Annotated in this window: 15 protein-coding genes and 1 pseudogene; 10 read left to right on the top strand and 6 right to left on the bottom strand. The window is 68.5% G+C overall.

Features of this window, described 5'->3' with window-relative positions; translation table 11 throughout:
* Nucleotides 1–141 precede the first annotated feature (141 nt).
* The 3 genes and pseudogenes from ACZ4SF_RS34635 to ACZ4SF_RS34625 form a co-directional block, all read left to right on the top strand.
* Complete coding sequence (locus tag ACZ4SF_RS34635) at nucleotides 142–570, top strand: VOC family protein (protein WP_468392439.1); 429 nt, start codon at nucleotides 142–144, stop codon at nucleotides 568–570.
* A 332-nt stretch (nucleotides 571–902) separates the two neighbouring features.
* Entirely contained in the window at nucleotides 903–1,481 is a 579-nt protein-coding gene (locus ACZ4SF_RS34630) for a toxin-antitoxin system, toxin component (protein ID WP_468392437.1), read from the top strand.
* Between the two features lie 57 nt (nucleotides 1,482–1,538).
* Nucleotides 1,539–1,668: pseudogene (locus ACZ4SF_RS34625) on the top strand (IS5/IS1182 family transposase); the annotation flags it as partial.
* A 150-nt stretch (nucleotides 1,669–1,818) separates the two neighbouring features.
* Here the strand turns inward: ACZ4SF_RS34625 and ACZ4SF_RS34620 are convergent.
* Entirely contained in the window at nucleotides 1,819–2,127 is a 309-nt protein-coding gene (locus ACZ4SF_RS34620) for a hypothetical protein (protein ID WP_468392435.1), read from the bottom strand.
* A 242-nt stretch (nucleotides 2,128–2,369) separates the two neighbouring features.
* Between ACZ4SF_RS34620 and ACZ4SF_RS34615 the strand changes: the two genes are divergently transcribed.
* Nucleotides 2,370–3,584 carry a DUF6545 domain-containing protein gene (locus ACZ4SF_RS34615; protein WP_468392433.1) on the top strand — a complete coding sequence of 405 codons (1,215 nt, stop codon included), beginning with the start codon at nucleotides 2,370–2,372 and terminating at the stop codon, nucleotides 3,582–3,584.
* Between the two features lie 123 nt (nucleotides 3,585–3,707).
* Here ACZ4SF_RS34615 and ACZ4SF_RS34610 read toward each other — a convergent pair whose 3' ends face one another.
* A complete protein-coding gene (locus ACZ4SF_RS34610; RefSeq protein WP_468392431.1) occupies nucleotides 3,708–5,102 on the bottom strand; it encodes an NAD(P)/FAD-dependent oxidoreductase in 1,395 nt (464 codons plus the stop codon).
* A 359-nt stretch (nucleotides 5,103–5,461) separates the two neighbouring features.
* Entirely contained in the window at nucleotides 5,462–6,136 is a 675-nt protein-coding gene (locus ACZ4SF_RS34605) for an ArsR/SmtB family transcription factor (protein WP_468392430.1), read from the bottom strand.
* A gap of 101 nt (nucleotides 6,137–6,237) precedes the next feature.
* Here ACZ4SF_RS34605 and ACZ4SF_RS34600 point away from each other — a divergent pair, with 101 nt between their 5' ends.
* Nucleotides 6,238–7,197: an XRE family transcriptional regulator gene (locus ACZ4SF_RS34600; RefSeq protein WP_468392428.1), complete on the top strand. Its 960-nt coding sequence runs from the start codon at nucleotides 6,238–6,240 to the stop codon at nucleotides 7,195–7,197.
* A 155-nt stretch (nucleotides 7,198–7,352) separates the two neighbouring features.
* Here ACZ4SF_RS34600 and ACZ4SF_RS34595 read toward each other — a convergent pair whose 3' ends face one another.
* On the bottom strand, nucleotides 7,353–8,216 hold the full coding sequence (locus tag ACZ4SF_RS34595; protein ID WP_468392426.1) for an LLM class flavin-dependent oxidoreductase: 864 nt from the start codon (nucleotides 8,214–8,216) through the stop codon (nucleotides 7,353–7,355).
* Nucleotides 8,217–8,964: 748 nt separating this feature from the next.
* Between ACZ4SF_RS34595 and ACZ4SF_RS34590 the strand changes: the two genes are divergently transcribed.
* The 4 genes from ACZ4SF_RS34590 to ACZ4SF_RS34575 all read left to right on the top strand — a co-directional run bounded on the left by ACZ4SF_RS34590 (nucleotide 8,965) and on the right by ACZ4SF_RS34575 (nucleotide 11,846).
* Nucleotides 8,965–9,693, top strand: coding sequence for a helix-turn-helix domain-containing protein (locus ACZ4SF_RS34590; protein WP_468392424.1), 729 nt, complete (start codon nucleotides 8,965–8,967; stop codon nucleotides 9,691–9,693).
* A gap of 169 nt (nucleotides 9,694–9,862) precedes the next feature.
* On the top strand, nucleotides 9,863–10,408 hold the full coding sequence (locus tag ACZ4SF_RS34585) for a hypothetical protein (protein ID WP_468392423.1): 546 nt from the start codon (nucleotides 9,863–9,865) through the stop codon (nucleotides 10,406–10,408).
* Nucleotides 10,409–10,744: 336 nt separating this feature from the next.
* Complete coding sequence (locus ACZ4SF_RS34580) at nucleotides 10,745–11,239, top strand: hypothetical protein (RefSeq protein WP_468392422.1); 495 nt, start codon at nucleotides 10,745–10,747, stop codon at nucleotides 11,237–11,239.
* Between the two features lie 223 nt (nucleotides 11,240–11,462).
* The gene (locus ACZ4SF_RS34575) at nucleotides 11,463–11,846 is read left to right on the top strand and encodes a VOC family protein (RefSeq protein WP_468392420.1); all 384 of its coding nucleotides are present in this window, start codon (nucleotides 11,463–11,465) and stop codon (nucleotides 11,844–11,846) included.
* A 131-nt stretch (nucleotides 11,847–11,977) separates the two neighbouring features.
* Here ACZ4SF_RS34575 and ACZ4SF_RS34570 read toward each other — a convergent pair whose 3' ends face one another.
* Together ACZ4SF_RS34570 and ACZ4SF_RS34565 are read right to left on the bottom strand one after the other, a co-directional pair.
* Nucleotides 11,978–13,255 (bottom strand): hypothetical protein, encoded by a 1,278-nt coding sequence (locus ACZ4SF_RS34570; RefSeq protein ID WP_468392418.1) that lies wholly within the window; start codon nucleotides 13,253–13,255, stop codon nucleotides 11,978–11,980.
* Nucleotides 13,256–13,309: 54 nt separating this feature from the next.
* Nucleotides 13,310–13,825, bottom strand: a complete 516-nt coding sequence (locus ACZ4SF_RS34565; protein ID WP_468392416.1) for a SigE family RNA polymerase sigma factor — start codon at nucleotides 13,823–13,825, stop codon at nucleotides 13,310–13,312.
* A 263-nt stretch (nucleotides 13,826–14,088) separates the two neighbouring features.
* Here ACZ4SF_RS34565 and ACZ4SF_RS34560 point away from each other — a divergent pair, with 263 nt between their 5' ends.
* Nucleotides 14,089–14,682 carry a DUF6434 domain-containing protein gene (locus tag ACZ4SF_RS34560; RefSeq protein WP_468392414.1) on the top strand — a complete coding sequence of 198 codons (594 nt, stop codon included), beginning with the start codon at nucleotides 14,089–14,091 and terminating at the stop codon, nucleotides 14,680–14,682.
* Nucleotides 14,683–15,181: the final 499 nt, after the last annotated feature.

Genomic DNA, 15,181 nt, shown 5'->3' with positions numbered 1-15,181 from the left:
TCCGTCGTGGGTGGCCCACAGCGCCTCGTACTCGGCCCGCTGCCGGGTGACACCCAAGACATCCAGCTGTGTGGGGCGACGTGCTCGTCCACCGCTGCCACTGGGAGATGAGCGGGAGGGACCCACTGTTAGGGTGCGCCTGTGTCATCCATCAAGCAGTTCCAAGTCACCTTTGACTGCGCAGAACCTGAGCGCCTCGCTCGTTTCTGGTGCGAGGTGCTGGGGTACGTCGTATCGCCGCCACCGGCAGGCTTCGCCACGTGGGACGATTTCGACCGCTCCCGGACTCCTGAGGATCGGGGTTCATGGTTCGCGTGCAGTGATCCCTCAGGTGTCGGCCCGCGACTGTTCTTTCAGCGCGTTCCCGAAGGCAAGGTCGTCAAGAATCGGGTGCATCTTTGCGTGCGGGTCGGCACCGGGCTCGTGGGTGAAGAGCGCCTGGCCACGCTCGAAGCCGAGTGTGCACGGCTGGTCCCGCTCGGCGCGGTACGCGTGCGACTGCTGTATGACGGCAACGATTCGTGCATCGTGATGCAGGACATCGAGGGCAACGAGTTCTGTCTCGACTGAGCATCCGCCGAGCCGGCGAGGTGGGGAGCCGTCTCCCCTGGGCTTCTCCTCAAGGTGGGCCCGTACGGGGAGTTATCCGGTGACGGCAGGGCGACGAAGCTTCGGCCAGTGCCGGCCGACCGAACTCCGCGCAAACGTGGATCGGAAGCAGCGGAGCTGACAGCTTGGCTAGGGGTGGCGGCCGGTGCCGGCAGGCGGCGAACCTGGACGGCCGGCCAACTCAGGGCGAAGGCCCCCGACCGAGAAAGATCACTCACGGACGGGCTCGGAATGAGCGAACGGAGGTGGCGATGCTGAGGTGGCGCACAGCACGCGCACAGACGGAGTCGAGGATGAAGAGGCTGAGCGCCACCCTGATCGCTCGACTCGCAGAAGCCGGCCCCGCCGATGACGAGGAAATCCATACGGCCTTGGGCACGGTCCTCGGTCGACTGCGAGAGCGGCCGGTCGTGCTGAGACGGGCTGCCTTCCCGCCCAACACCGCTAGCGGCCTATGGCTTGAGCTGCCGGACATGGACATCATCGCTGTCCGAGACGACACCGCCAACAGCGAGCACGAACACGTGATCCTCGGGCACGAGATCTGGCACATGTTCGAGGGACACGGTGCAGCCTATGCGGCGGCCGGCGGTGTAGCCGCACGCACCGGATCCGACCGCGCAGTTGCCGTAAGAGCTGTGGTCGGCCACATAGTTGCGGCACGCGACGCCCGACTCGCCCAGATCAGTGCACAAGACCTGTGGTACGCGGCCAGAACCGAGTGCGACGATGTGCATGAGGCGGAGGCGGAGAGGTTCGGCCTGCATTTCGGCACCGACATGCGAGCCTTTCGCAAGCTCCGCCAACGCCCCGACCTGCATCGGATCGCTGGGCGCATCGAAGACTCCCTGAGCCGCGGCCCCTGGGCGTGACATGCGCACTGCCATCTACTGTCTGGCCGCTGTCATCCGTCGGCCGCTGCTGCGGCCCGGATCAGGCACATCGGCCCGGAGCCGGAGGACCAGCGGGCCAGCCGCCAACGCCCGCGGGAGCGGCGGCGGTCGGCCCACCGGGTTCGGCAAGGCGATCCGGAAGCGCCGGAACGAAGTCGAGCGGACGAACTGGGCTTACAGGAGGTCGACTTCGTCGCGCAGGAGCCTGACCTCGGCAACACAAAGCACCGGAACTGACGCGCAATCAAAAAGTCTTTGGACCCAGGCCCCTAGCGGTGCTTCGTCCGGTCAGGGCTGCTCCGGCGCTCCATGGCCGTCACCCCTTGGAGGCGGTTTCCCGGATCAGCGGCTCGAACTCCCGCCGCACGTAGGCGTCGAACGGCTCCGTCAGCGCGCCGTCGATCACCCGCTGCACCCGGTGCTTCGCCGCGAACTCCTTGATCGCTGCGCGGGAGTCCGGCTCCACACCCCCGCCGACGATCAGCACCCCGAACTCCTCGGTCTCCAACAGCTTTCGGGCCTCCTCGTCGGTGCTCACTCCCTCCGCGTCAAACCCGTCCGCGCGCAGCGTGGCCAGCACCTCCGTCACCCTGGCGGGCGTCCTTCCCAGCACCAGCGTCCTCATGGCCGTTCCTCTCCGGTACGTCGATATCGGCGTCCCCGAACCTAGAAGCTCAACCGGACTTGAGGTCAACCCCAACTCCCGTCCCACCCAGGCAGCCACGTGACTGGAGTTCTTGGCATCAAGAGGGGGTGATACTACGGTTCCTGCTGCCTGTCGGCCGGTACCGTCCCCACGGCCGAGATCGAGATCCGTGAACCCTCTCCACACGGACTGTCACGCCAACCGGAGGCCTCACCCAGCCCATGAACGGTGACTTCGCCTTCTACATATCCGGTGGCTGCATGCTGCTGGCCTGCGTGCTGAAACTGCCGGCCCTCATACGCGTACGAGGCCAGGACGGGCTGCTGGCCGCTATCTGCGCGCTGCTCTTCATCGGGGCCAACGTACTGTTCACCACTGCCCCGGCCACCATCACCTTCCTCAACCGAAGCACCGGTGTACCGAACATCGCGGCACCCGTCGACTACATACTGCTCGTCGGCTTCTCCGCAGCATCGATCGTGCTCGTTCTCAACTGGCGAGACCAACCGGACGCAACCCAGTCACGACGCTTGTCCCGGATAACCATTGCCGCGTACGGCAGTGCCATGATCCTGATCGCCATCCTCTTCGCGCTCGGTGACACCCCCGCCGAAGAACGCACCCACTTCGACCTCTCCTACGCCAATACTCCCTACATAAGGGAGATGATTCTTGTCTACCTCACCGCGCATGGCGTGGCAGCCCTCACCGTCGGCCGACTCTGCTGGCGGTGGTCACACGAGGTACAAGGAACCCTGCGTATGGGACTGCGGGTGCTGGCGACTGTTTACCTGATGCATTTCTTGGGCTACGACATGCTCACCGTCACCGCAGTCGCAGCCTGCTGGACAGGACGCTCCTGGGACACGCTCATCACGATCGCCCGCGCCATGATCACACCGAGCGCCATTCTGGGGGCCGCCGGCTTCGTCCTCCCCGTGATCGGGCGCAGCAACGCGGTTCGATACTGGCAACTCGCCCCTCTCGCACGTGCGGTGAGCACGGTACGGCACGTCCCGGGACCCGCGCCTCTGGAACTGCCTTGGTGGAAACCCGTCCTCCACTTGCGTCTGACGCAGCGCCAGACCTACATATCCGACCGCATCATGGGCTGCCGGGCGTACTTCGACCCCGGCATTCGTGATCGCGTACATGAGCTTGCCGTCGCCCGTGGCGCAACCAGGGAAGAGGCTGCTGCCACAGCCGATGCGGCAATGCTTGCCGCGGCAGTCGAGCGCCAGCACAGCGATGACGGAAGTCTACTGCCCTCTGAAATTCCGGCTGATGCCGGCAACCGCACCGGTTTCAGCGACGACCTGGTTCACGTGGCTCGCGCCCTGCGCTCGCCCATCGTGCGAGACGCTCAAGCGGCTACGCGGAATCAACGTGAGCACTCAAGCAGCGCGCCGCCGAGCCAGGACCGGTCGAAGAGCTGATCGTCCGGGTCTTCTGGGCCGTCATCTGCCGACTGGTCTCCAGCTTTGATCACTCCAAATGGTTCTGGAATTCTGCAGCGCCGCACAGGCCGTCATGCCCCTGGGACGTTTGCCCGTGCACGCTCAGGCTGAGTCGAGCCTGCGCAGGATGGAGTGTTCTTCCATGGTCAAGGGCGGTCCGGAAAGGGGAGGAAGGACAGGACCGCCCAGGGTGGCCAGTAGCAGCGATGGACGTAGCAGGCGGGTTCCCTGTTCCTGGAGGGTAGTGACGTCGCACATGGCGGCGGACACCCGGTAGGAGGTCGTGGCCACCCGGGTCATACGACGGACGTAGCGGTTGAGCAGGCGGTCAGTGAAGGTGGGCTTGCTGCCGACCGTCTCCGGGAAGAAACGGTCCTGGGAGCTGCTGAGGGCCCACGCCGCATTCACTGACTTCGCAACAGCGCCCTGGATCCTGCGGGCCAGGCCGGTCGTGGCGATCTCGGCCCTGGCGCATTCCTTCCGCAGGGCCAGGGCGCCCAGCGCGGCAACGGACATCCCCTGCCCGTAGACCGGGTTGAAGGCCGCAACGGCGTCACCCAGCACCACGAAGCCATCCGGCCACGTACGGGACTTCTCGAAGTACCGGCGGATGTTCCGGGTACTGCGACTGAGCGCCACATCAGACAGAGGCCGGGCGCCGGAGATGAGCTGTCCCACCAATGGATGACGAAGGCTACGCGCGAAACGCTCGAAGTCCTCGGGCACGCTGGTCGGCTCACAACCACGGGTTCCGCTCAGACTGACAAGCCATCGCCGGCCTTCGATGGGGACGAGAGCCGCGGCGCGGCCCAGGGCCGAACCGTGCGGGTCGGGCTGCACCAGTACCAGCGGGAATCCTTCTGCTCCGTGCGGAACCTCGTAGAAGCGACTGGCATAGACCACCCCGGAATCGACCACCGACTCGGCGATGCTCGTCATCCCTAGCTCATTGAGCCACTGCATGACCCGTGAGCCACGTCCGCCGGCGTCGACGACCAGATCCGCGTGCCGTTCCTCCTCGGCTCCCCCCGCCTGGGCAACCCGAACCCCACGGACGCGATCCGCCGTGCCCAGCAGGGCGGTGACCTGGCCATGGCGCAGTTCGATGCGCGGATCACGCCGTACCGCATCGCGTATGCCGAGGTCGAGAAGCTCACGGCTGCAGGTGAGCATCGGGTGGCTGTCGTATCGCCACCGCCGGAACCATCCTTCCGGGCCGAGCATCACCGCCCCGGACGTGAGGGACACCTCCCGACCACCTGCGGCAAGTACTCGGTCGCGTAGCCCCAGCCCTGGCAAGAGGTCCTCGATGGCCCTCAGCCCACTGGTGAGGAGAATGTGGGCATGCCGACTCTGCGGCACACCTCTTCGCGGTTCCGGGCCGTCGGGAAGCAGGTCTCGTTCAAGCACCGTCACCTCATCGACGGCATCGGATAACGCCGCCGCGGCCAGCAGGCCGGCCATTCCGGCACCAACGACCACAGCCCTGCGCGGCATACGCCCCCCGATCGCGATCGAACAGTCGCCCCGACCGTATCTTCGTCATGCTGGCTCCGGTAGAAGATCGTGTCAAAAACCATGAAGCGCGCTGTACGAACTCGACCGACCGAATTGGTCGGGTCATCCACTCAACTCCGGTCCAGCCCGCCGCCGGGCATCGCCCAGTGGACACCGGCAATGCGTTCTGCGAACGGTCCCCACACCGCATGGTCTGCGCCCGCTGCGACTTCTACGCGCCGAAAGTCTCCGGCAGAGGTCGGTTTCCGGAAGCGCGGGACAACCTCAGCGCGTGCCGGCCGGAATCCCTCTTTCCGGCGAAGACCAGACGGTCGTACGGCTGGCCGAAGCCGGCATCGTCAGGGCCCGCTGTCCGGCGGCAGGCTGGGCACATCGGCATGGAAGAGGCTGATGAGCAACCCGTACGGCGTGCCGTGTGCGCCGTCGGCGGCCGGACGCGGCTCCGCAGCCATCGCACGCAGCCGGGCTTCCCGCGCGTGCGCCTCGGTGTCGGTGAGCCAGAGGTGGCGCAGCACGGTGTGCGAGGGCCGGCCGGGCTCGGCCGGCAGCATCTCGCCGAGCGCGGCGTTGATCAGGAACTCCGGCCCGACCCCTGCGTCCTCGTGCACCTTGAAGCCGTGGCTGACCAGCGTGAAGTACTGCTCGGTGCCGCCGCGCACCTGGCGGGTCTCGGTCAGCCGGACCAGGCCCGCCTCGCGCAGCACGGGTACGTGACAACCGATGGTGCCCTTGCTCATCCCCAGCACGTCGGCGAGCTGCCGCAGCGTTGCCGGACGCTGGCGCACCACGTTGACCATACGGTGTCGCACCGGGTGCCCGAGGGCCTTGAACTGCTCGGGCGAGCGCAGCACAAGGTGACCCTGCTCGTCGCGACGATGCTCCTCCTGGTCTGCGTCGCTCTCGTGCGCTGAGGACTGCTCTTCCACCGTGACGAAAATGTCCATGAACACTGCTGACAACTCATGGTGACGGCCCCGGGATCCCGGTCGAACGGCCCCGTCGTCCGCGAGCACCTGCTCAGTACACGCGCGCGTGCCGCATCGCGTGCCGGACCGCCGGGGCATGGCGGAATACGCCGTTGTCCCCTAGGTAGGGCCACAGCAAGATGACGCTCATGACGAACCGGGGGGAGCTGCCACCACACGAAGACCTGTCTCCGTACGCAGCCCAGGACGCCGCCGGCTTCATCGCGCTGATGCAACGCCTCAAGCACCGTTCAGGACTGACATACCGCGAGCTGGAGGAACGAGCCGCCCGCAGTGGCGATGTCCTGGCGCGCAGCACACTCGCCGACGTACTGCGCCGGACGATCCTGCCGCGTCCCGAGGTCCTGGCCGCTTTCGTCCGCGCCTGTGGGGAGGGCGAGCGGGTCGACGCCTGGCTGGACGCGAGGGAGCGGCTCGCCGCTGCACCCACGGTTGCCGCGCCCGTCCCGGCGCGCGAGTGCGAAACAGGTGATCGACCACGGGACGAAGCGGCCACGACCAGGCGGCCCCGCCGGCTCAGGGCCCCGGCAGTCGCCGGTGCCATCGCGCTCACGGTTCCGCTGCTGGCCCTGGTCGCCTGGGCACTGCTCCCTGGCGAATCCGACGAACCAGGTCCATCGGCGGCGTCTCACGCCACCCCTTCCCGCACCCCCGCCGACGGCTGGGTCACCATCCGCCCCGCCCGCACGCCCGATCTCTGCCTGACCGACGGACGCGACCGCAAGGGCGCCTACGACAGCGCCGTAGCCGTACAACTCCCCTGCGCCCAGGCGGCCGTGCCGCGCACGTACCTCGAACCGACAGGTGAGGGGCTCTACCGCATTCAGTGGCACCATCCCGAGTTGGGTAAGGGATGCCTGGCGGTCATGGGCGAACACCAGATCAAGGGCATGCTCGAACCTCGCAAGGACTGCGCGCAGGGCACGCTGTTCCGCCTGGAACCCACTGCCGGGGCCTTCCGACTGCGGCCGGCCACCAGCACCAAGTGCATCGGCATCGTCGACGACGACACCACCATCGGTGCCGAGGCGATCGAGGAACGCTGCACGGGCGCGGCGGATCAGCGGTTCCTCGTCCGGGCGGGCTGACGACCCGGGCACCTGCCTGACGAGGTGCTCACCGCGCCGCTCGCCCGTTCCGGACCTCCTTGATCGACGTGTGATGCCCGAACTCGGTGTCAGCCGTTCTCGTCCTGCACCGGCGAAGCAACCCTGCGCACGCCAGGAATGGGAACAACGGCCGGTCAGACCGCCGGCGGCCCGGCCTCGATGCGGCGCAGGACTGGAGGCAGGCGGTCGAGGTCGGGGCCGGTCTGGATCTGTCGTTCGTCCCACCATGTGGCGCCGGCGTCGCGCAGTGGACCGATCACGTCCTTGGCCTTGGCCGCGTCCGGGGGCGTGGCACCGCCGAGCACGAACTCGAAGGAGTCCTCGGCGCCGGCCGCACGGTGCTTGCGAACATATTCGACGAGGTCTCGTACCTCGGCCACATCCGGTGCACAGCCGTGCCGGGCCGTCTCGAAGAGCGGCACCGCGCCGTCCCATCGTGCGGCCCGCCGCATGGGCGGACGACGCGGCCAGAATCCCCCGATCCACACCGGCGGACCGGGCCGCTGCACGGTGGCGGGCAGCAGCGTCACGTCCCGGACCTCGTAGTGCCGACCGTGGTGGTTGACCGGCTCGCCGGACCAGAAGCGCCGCAACACCTCCAGTCCCTCGTCCAGCCGCTCGGCGAGGAGGCGCGGCTCGGCGGCGTCGCCGAAACTGCGGTACTCGTCCTCGATCGGACCACCCAGGCCGGCGGCGAAGATGACCCGGCCGCCGCTGAGGTGATCCAAGGTGGCCACTTGGCGCGCGAGTTGCTGCGGACGGTAACGAGGGACCGGTGTCAGCAGGGTGCCCAGCCGGATCCGGGAGGTCGCCAGCGCGGCTGCGGTCAACAGCATCCAGGGATCTCCGAAGGGACGCCCCTGATGTTGTCGGTGCAGCACATGGTCCCAGACGAAGATCCCGTCCCAGCCGGCCTGTTCAGCGGCAAGCGCCACGGTCGCGACGTTACGGGGGTCTGCGAAGTCGCCGAAGTTGGGAACGTTGACAGAGAAACGCATCCCAGCAGGATGCGCAGCCGGTCGCGAAGGGGCAATCGAATACCTGGCTCACACGGCTTCCCGGCAGGCCACCGTGTGGGGAATGACGTGCCCGCAGTTCCGGGGGGATCGCGTGGCCGGCGGCACGTGGGCCCCCGGCAGCGGGCCGAGCACGAAGCCTTGCGCTTCCACCTCCGACGGCACGGCGACGTCTACGGCGGTGCCCAGGCCCCAGGTGGAGCATGGCGTAGCCGCGTTCCTCGGGGCGGCGGGCCGGACGCGCCATCACCCACGCGGTCCGGGCGTCCATCCCCTCGCCGAAGTCGGCGGCCAGGCGTCGCGCCTGCCACGTCGTACCGCGAGTCTGTCGCCGGGCACGTCACCGTGGCGGCTGCCGGACCAGAGATCGGACTTCCCAGATGGCCCGGTTCCCCCGGGCGGCGACCAGTGGGTCGGACGCACATGCACCGTCCATGCGAACGGGGACCGCACCGCGTACTGCCGCTGTCCAGGAATAGTCGAGCATGAAGGCATTGAGCACGGCTTATTGTGATCTGTCCGCCTGCTACGTCAGGTTGGAAGATGTTTCCGCCCTGTTTGGTATGGAGGTGAAAGGCGACCCGTGCGTCACTTCTCGGATCCGGAGAGCGGCTGCGAGCTGGCCTGGAGAGGGCCCGACCGGCGATTACGCCCAGGAGTCATGCAGTACCGGGGATACCGACTCTCCCTGGCGGAACGGCGAAGACGACTTGAAATACCCGACGGAGCGGTGACGTTGGTGCTGGGCTTCGAGAACGAGCTGTGCACCACCGACCTGACGACCGGCACGAGCGAGCACCGCATGTCGCTCCTCGCGGGGCTACGCACCGGACCGACGCTCGGCGAACACAGCGGTCGCCTGCACGGCATGGAGGTGATTCTCGAGCCTTGGGCGGCGTACACCCTCGTCGGTGTCGCCATGCACGAGTGGCCCGAGCGCATCCTTTGTCCGGCCGAAGTCGTCGGGCGTCGCGTCGAGCTGCTGACCGAGGCGTTGGCCTGTCTGCCCGACTGGGAGCAGCGGTTCCGGCTGCTGGACACGATGCTGGGACGGTGGTGGGAAGAAGGCCGGCCCTGTTCGCCGCGTGTGGTGTGGGCATGGCGTGAGCTGCGGCGGACGGCGGGATCGGTGCCCATCGGGAGGCTGGCGAAGCGAACCGGATGGGGATGGCGGCAGTTCGACATCCGTTTCCGTCTGCAGATCGGCCTTGCTCCCAAGACCGTCGCCCGCATCATGCGCCTGCAACGGTCCCTGCGCCTGCTCAGTGACGGCAACACGGCGGCCCAGACCGCCCTGTCCTGCGGCTTCTCGGACCAGGCGCACATGAGCCGGGAGATCCGGCGGATGACCGGATTTGCGCCGTCCCGTCTGCTGCGGGCCCGGATGCCGGTACGGGCCGACGTGCTCTCCCAGGACCGCGTCCCCGGTCGGGTCACCAGCTTCTGGTGGCCGGAGTGAATGGCCGGGATGAGTCTCGTCCAGTGCGAATTTCTTCAAGACGGTCCCGGCGCCCCCGGGAAGGATGAGTCATCGCCGGTGGGGGGTGTGACCTGCTCGCCACCAGGCGGGGCTGTGCTCGACCGGCACGGGCCATGACACAGCGACCACGACCCAAGGGGGAAGACAAGTGCGACAGAAGAAGGTGCTCGCCACCACGTTGGCCGCGACCGCCGTCCTGGCGGTGGGACTTACGGCGGCAAGCCCGGCCTCGGCTGCGGCCTCGGTCGGCAAGGGTGTGACCGCCTCGTTCGAGGGCAGGCGGGTGGACCTGTCGAAGGGATGGGGAGCGGCGACGGCCTGCGGTGTGTGGCGGGAGGGCGTGGAGTGCTTCCGCACCGTCGGTGAGCTCGACCGCAACGCGGCAGCCGTGAACCGGAGTCGCGCCACGGCGGGTGTCCTCGCCGCCTGTTCCACGCCGCTCCAGCTCGGCGAGAACAACGACTTGCGCGGCCGGGTCCTGAAGTTCTACGACCGCGGGCACTGGCAGAACCTCGGCGGGTACGACTTCAACGACAAGACGTCCTCCTACCGGACGGGTGCCTGCACCGCTCACCTGGCCGAGCACAACGACGGCCGCGGCTACTGGTATCCGGGCAACACCGGACCCAACCACTACGAGCCCTCCATGCGCAGCGGCTGGAACGACCGGGTCAGCTCCATCAAGATCGACTGATCCGGTCGTTCGTGCCTGACGGCCCGGGTCCCTCGAGGGACCCGGGCCGTGCGCCGTTCGCGCCGCATGAAGGCTTCGCCTTCAACGAGCGGCCCTCGTGATTGTTGTGGTCATGCTTCACGGATAGCGTTCAGTGACTTGATCGCCGGCCGGGTGATCCCATGAAGGGTGTCGCGTGTCCCACCTCTCGAAGAGGCTCGTTGGTACGGGAGTTGCTGCCGCGTGCCTCGCCGCCCTGGCCTCCGCTCGTGCGTTGGCCGACGACCGAGAAATCGGCAGCGGGAGCGCGACCCTGCCAAGGCCCGAGACCGACTGGAAGTTCTGGGAGACGTCGTCATGAGACCCGCGATCGACCGGCGCACCGTACTGGCCTGCACCGCCGCAGCCGTATCGGTCGTGCTCCTCAGCTCCTGCAGCGGGAATTCCGACGACCACACCCCTGCGCGGCCCTCACCCTCCCGGTCGGTCACCACCTCATCCTCCGGCTCGAGTCCGACGCCAGAGGACCAGTTGGTCGAGGAGGCTACCTCCCTTGTGGCGGGCGTGCCCGGCGGGGCCTTGGTGGAAGGCGGGTCCGAGCGTGTGGGGGACGGCATTCATACGCACCCGGTGCTCCGGAAGGGAAAGACGTACCGGCTTGTCCTCACGTGCGTGGGTCGGGGCAGTGCACTCCTGACCTTCGCCTCCGGGAAACCGGGCGCCGACGTGGCGGTTCCCTGCGACCGGAGCGTGGTCCAGCAACGGATCAACGGCAACGGGCCCGTCCGGATCGACGTCGTCGGTACAAAGGGCACGACGGGTGCCCTCGCCTATCGAATCAACGCCCTCTGAGTCAGGAGGAGGCCACCGATCCCCTGGCCGCCTGCCGCCCGCCCCTTCCCGCTCTCTCTTCTCTTCTCCGGGCCCGGCACAGGTCGGTGGGTGTACAGGGATGGCAGAGTTCTGACCAAGTCTCATGGGCCTGTGGGCCTTTGCCGCTTCGGAGGATTCGGGAAGGACGCTGGATCAACCGGTCACGTGGCCCTGATTCCTTGCGTGCGGCATAGTGATCAACATGATCGGACGCCTGTTCTCTCTCGTCATCGACTGCCCTGACCCGTCGGAGCTCGCGAGCTTCTACGAGAGCCTGCTGTCGCTGTCGCGAGTGGAGGAAACGACGGACTACGTGGTGCTCCAGAGTGCGGCAGGCACGGATACCGTGACCTTTCAGCGCGTCGACGGTTTCCGGTCGCCGCGGTGGCGTGACCCCGATCGTCCGGCCCAGATGCATGTCGATGTGATGGTGGACGACCTTGACCTGGCCGAGCCGAAGGTACTCGCCATGGGCGCCGCGTTGCTCGAAGGGTCGGACAAGCCGATCGGCTATCGCGTGTACGCGGACCCGGTCGGACATCCCTTCTGCCTCGTCACACGCGAAGGTGTGATGCTCGGCGAATAGCGGCCTCGCCTCTTCGGGACAGGCCGGGCGGACGACACACCGGCTGCGCTGACCGGCGCCTGACCTCAAGGGGGCCCCGCGCCGGCGCCGGTGTCCTGGTCCTCACGCCCGGCAGGGGGCGGTGGTCGAGGTCAGTCGCGCGAGTACCACCTGGCGTTCGTGGCGATGGACTGCAGTTGCTGCATCGTCAGGACGGGGGCCGCGCGGGTCGCGGCGGTGTTCTGGGCTCCGGAGTTGAAGGCGCTGATCACCACGCGATAGCCGTCGGGACGGATGGTGTCGACCGTCCACCAGACGACGCCCTTGCCGCCCTTCTCCCCGGGCCGCTGATGAGTGATGACCTTCATGCCGTTCGGGAGAGTCTTCGTCCCGGCGCCGAAGAGCTGGTCCTCGACGGCGGACTGGTCGCCCTGGACGTTGACCTGTACGAGGCTCGCGCCCTTGCCGTCGTCGAGGACGGCGTAGCCGAACCCGGCGTCCGCGCTGCCCTTGGAGGCGACCTTGATCCCCTTGGGCAGGAGCGAGACGAGGGTCGACGACACGGAGCCGCCGGGGACGCCCCGTGCGGGGGTCGGTTCGGCCGTCACGGGCGGTGCGGGGACGGCGTCCAGGGCAGTACGCCACTGCCGGGCGGCGGCGAGCTGCGACAACTGCGTCGCGGTCAGTGGGGGCAGTTCCCGGCTGACGGGGGCGTCCTTCTCGGCGGGCGCGTTCCACTCCTGCACGCTGACGTGCTGCCCGGTGCGTGAGACGAGTTCGGCGGTCCACAGCTTGGTGCCGGAGCGGTCGTTCGGGTACTCGTATCCCTTGAGGATCATGAGCTTGGAGCCGTCGTGCAGCGTGGTCGTGCGGCAGGCGTCGAAGGCGATGAACACCTTGTCGGGGCATTCGGTGGTCTGGCTCGCCTGCCGGCTGCCGGGCTGGAGGCGGGACAGGGAGACGGCGAGGGCCGCTTTGCCGTTGCCGTCGTCGTACACGGTCTTGGCGAAAGGCGGCAGCGGGTCGTCCGTCCCGCGGGCCTCCTCGTCACTGAATTGCCCGTCGGGCAGCAGCGTGTGAAGGGTGCGCAGGAGTGCGTCGCCGCTCACGGGGGTCGCGGAAGCCGACGGGGCGGGTGGGAGGGGCGAGGCGGGCGGGAGAGATGGGGACGACGCGCCCGTGGTCGAGGAGTGCGTGCCGCCCGCCTGGCCGCCGGGGAGCACCAGCGCCCCGCCCAGCCCGATGAGCGCGACCCCGGTCACGCCGCCGAGTACGGCAAACTGGCGGTGCACCGCGCGCCGCCTGCCGTGTGCCTCGCCTCGCGCGGCCAGGTCCTGGCGAGGGGGTTCGAAGTCGCTCCCGAGCTGGTGCAGGGCCTGGGTGAACCGGGCCTCGAACGCGTCGTCGGAGCTGTTGTCGTCGACCGGCATGGCTGAACCGCCCTTTCTGGGGTGGTGTGGCTGGTGAGGGATCCGAGAGGCGGATCAGGGCCTGGCGTCCTGGAGGAGGGTGTCGCCGAGCAGGGCGCGCAGCTGGGCCAGGGCGCGGACGCATCGGGTGCGCACGGCGGCGGAGCTCGTGTTCATCGCCTCTGCCGTCTGTTCTACGCTGCGGTCCTCCCAGTACCGCAGGACGACCACGGTCCGGTCCTTGGCGGGCAGCCGTCCGAGAGCCTCTATGAGGGTGAGTCGCAAGGGGGCGTCGCCGGCCGTGCCCGGCCCGGCGATGTCGGGGAGCGAGTCGGTGGAGTGCTCCTTGCGGCTGCTGTGGCGCCGCTGGTGGGCGAGGTAGGTGCGGGTGAGGACGGTCTGGACGTATGCGGAGGGGTTGTCCGCGCGGCAGATGCGTCCCCAGTGGACGTACGCCTTTCCCAGGGTTTCCTGGACCAGGTCCTCGGCAAGGTGTGTGTCGCCGCCGGTGAGCAGGCAGGCGGACCGGTACAGATGTCCGGCGCGCGCGGCGGCGAACTCCTGGTATTCGTCACTGCGCCCTGGTCTCATCGTTCCCCCGGTGTCCGTCCCGTCGTGTACCGCCCGCACCTCATCGATGCGCCGGAACCGGGAAAATGTTTCAGCTTTCTCCGGGAGTGTGGTGGCCGACCGCGGTACGAGGCCGGCGGGCGTGGCGGGCGGTGCCATGGCCGGCCGGACGGTATCGGCGGCCCGGGTGCGGTCTGCGGTGGCCGGCTCCTCCTGGGGCGGTCCGCTCGGCTGTTGGCCTGCAGGGGCGAACCCGTAAGGCGTGGCCCGGCAGAATGACGGTCATGAACGAGAACTGGAACACCAGTGCGACAGCGGCCGAGTCCAGACCGCCGCTGACGGCCGGTCTCACCGGCGCCGAGCTGCGGCGCTGGTACTGGACGCTGGACGAACTGACCGGTCTGGCCCGCTCGATGGGCGTCGCGCGGCACGGCGGCAAGGCAGCGCTCACCGCCCGGCTCGCCGCGGCGCTGGACGGCCTGCCGCCGCCGGCCGCCCCGGCCCGCCGCCGCCCGGCGACGGCGCAGCTGGCCGAGCCCGTCGACGGCGACACCGTGATCCCGCCCGGGCAGCGGTGCAGCCAGGTCCTGCGGAGGTACTTCGTCGAGGCGATCGGCCCCGGCTTCCGCTTCGACGCTTTCATGCGCGACTTCATCGCCCAGAATCCCGGCCGGCCCCTGGCGGAGGCGGTTGCCCACTGGCACGCCACCCGACCGGACGCGGCCCGGCCCCGCGAGATCGCCGAGCAGTTCGAGTTCAACCGCTTCACCAGCGCATGGCACCGCCAGAACCCCGCCGGCACCCGCGACCAAGCCCTTCAGGCCTGGCACGCCCACCGTGCGCTCCCCAAGCCTCCCGAAGGAGGCTGCGGCGACTGAGGGCACGCCCACGCCGGACGGGCCGGGCCGGAACCGCCACAGCCGGAGCGGACGGGCCTGCGTCGCCACCGGGTCACACCGGGCTATTCATCCAGGTTGCAGCGCTATGCGGCACTTCTTTGTCTATGGCGCGTTTTGTTCCTTTTTAGAGTTGGTCCACCGGGCGGTGTCACATCAGGGAAGGCCGTCGGTGCCGGCCCGTCGCCGCTTGTGGCCGTTGCGCTGGGAGTTTCGCCACGCCGTGGGCGCGGGCGGTGCTTGTAGGACTCTACGAAGATCGCGTTGTGTGCAGTGGCCGCTTTCATGTCTTCCACGCCTGGCTGACTCTGCTCCATCGGCTGTGTACTCCTCGTACACGTTGCAACGGGCCAAGGCGAGTTGCAGCGAAGCAGGGGACGGGAGCCGGGGGGGGTTTCCCTCCCCGTTTTCCGGGGAGGGCACCGGACCCCCCCCCCCCCCCCCCCCCCCCCCCCCCCCCCCCCCCCCCCCCCCCCCCCCC

Source organism: Streptomyces sp. NPDC027663 (assembly GCF_055566415.1).
Note: the sequence above shows the minus strand (reverse complement) of the source record. Positions and strands in the feature narration are given on the sequence as shown.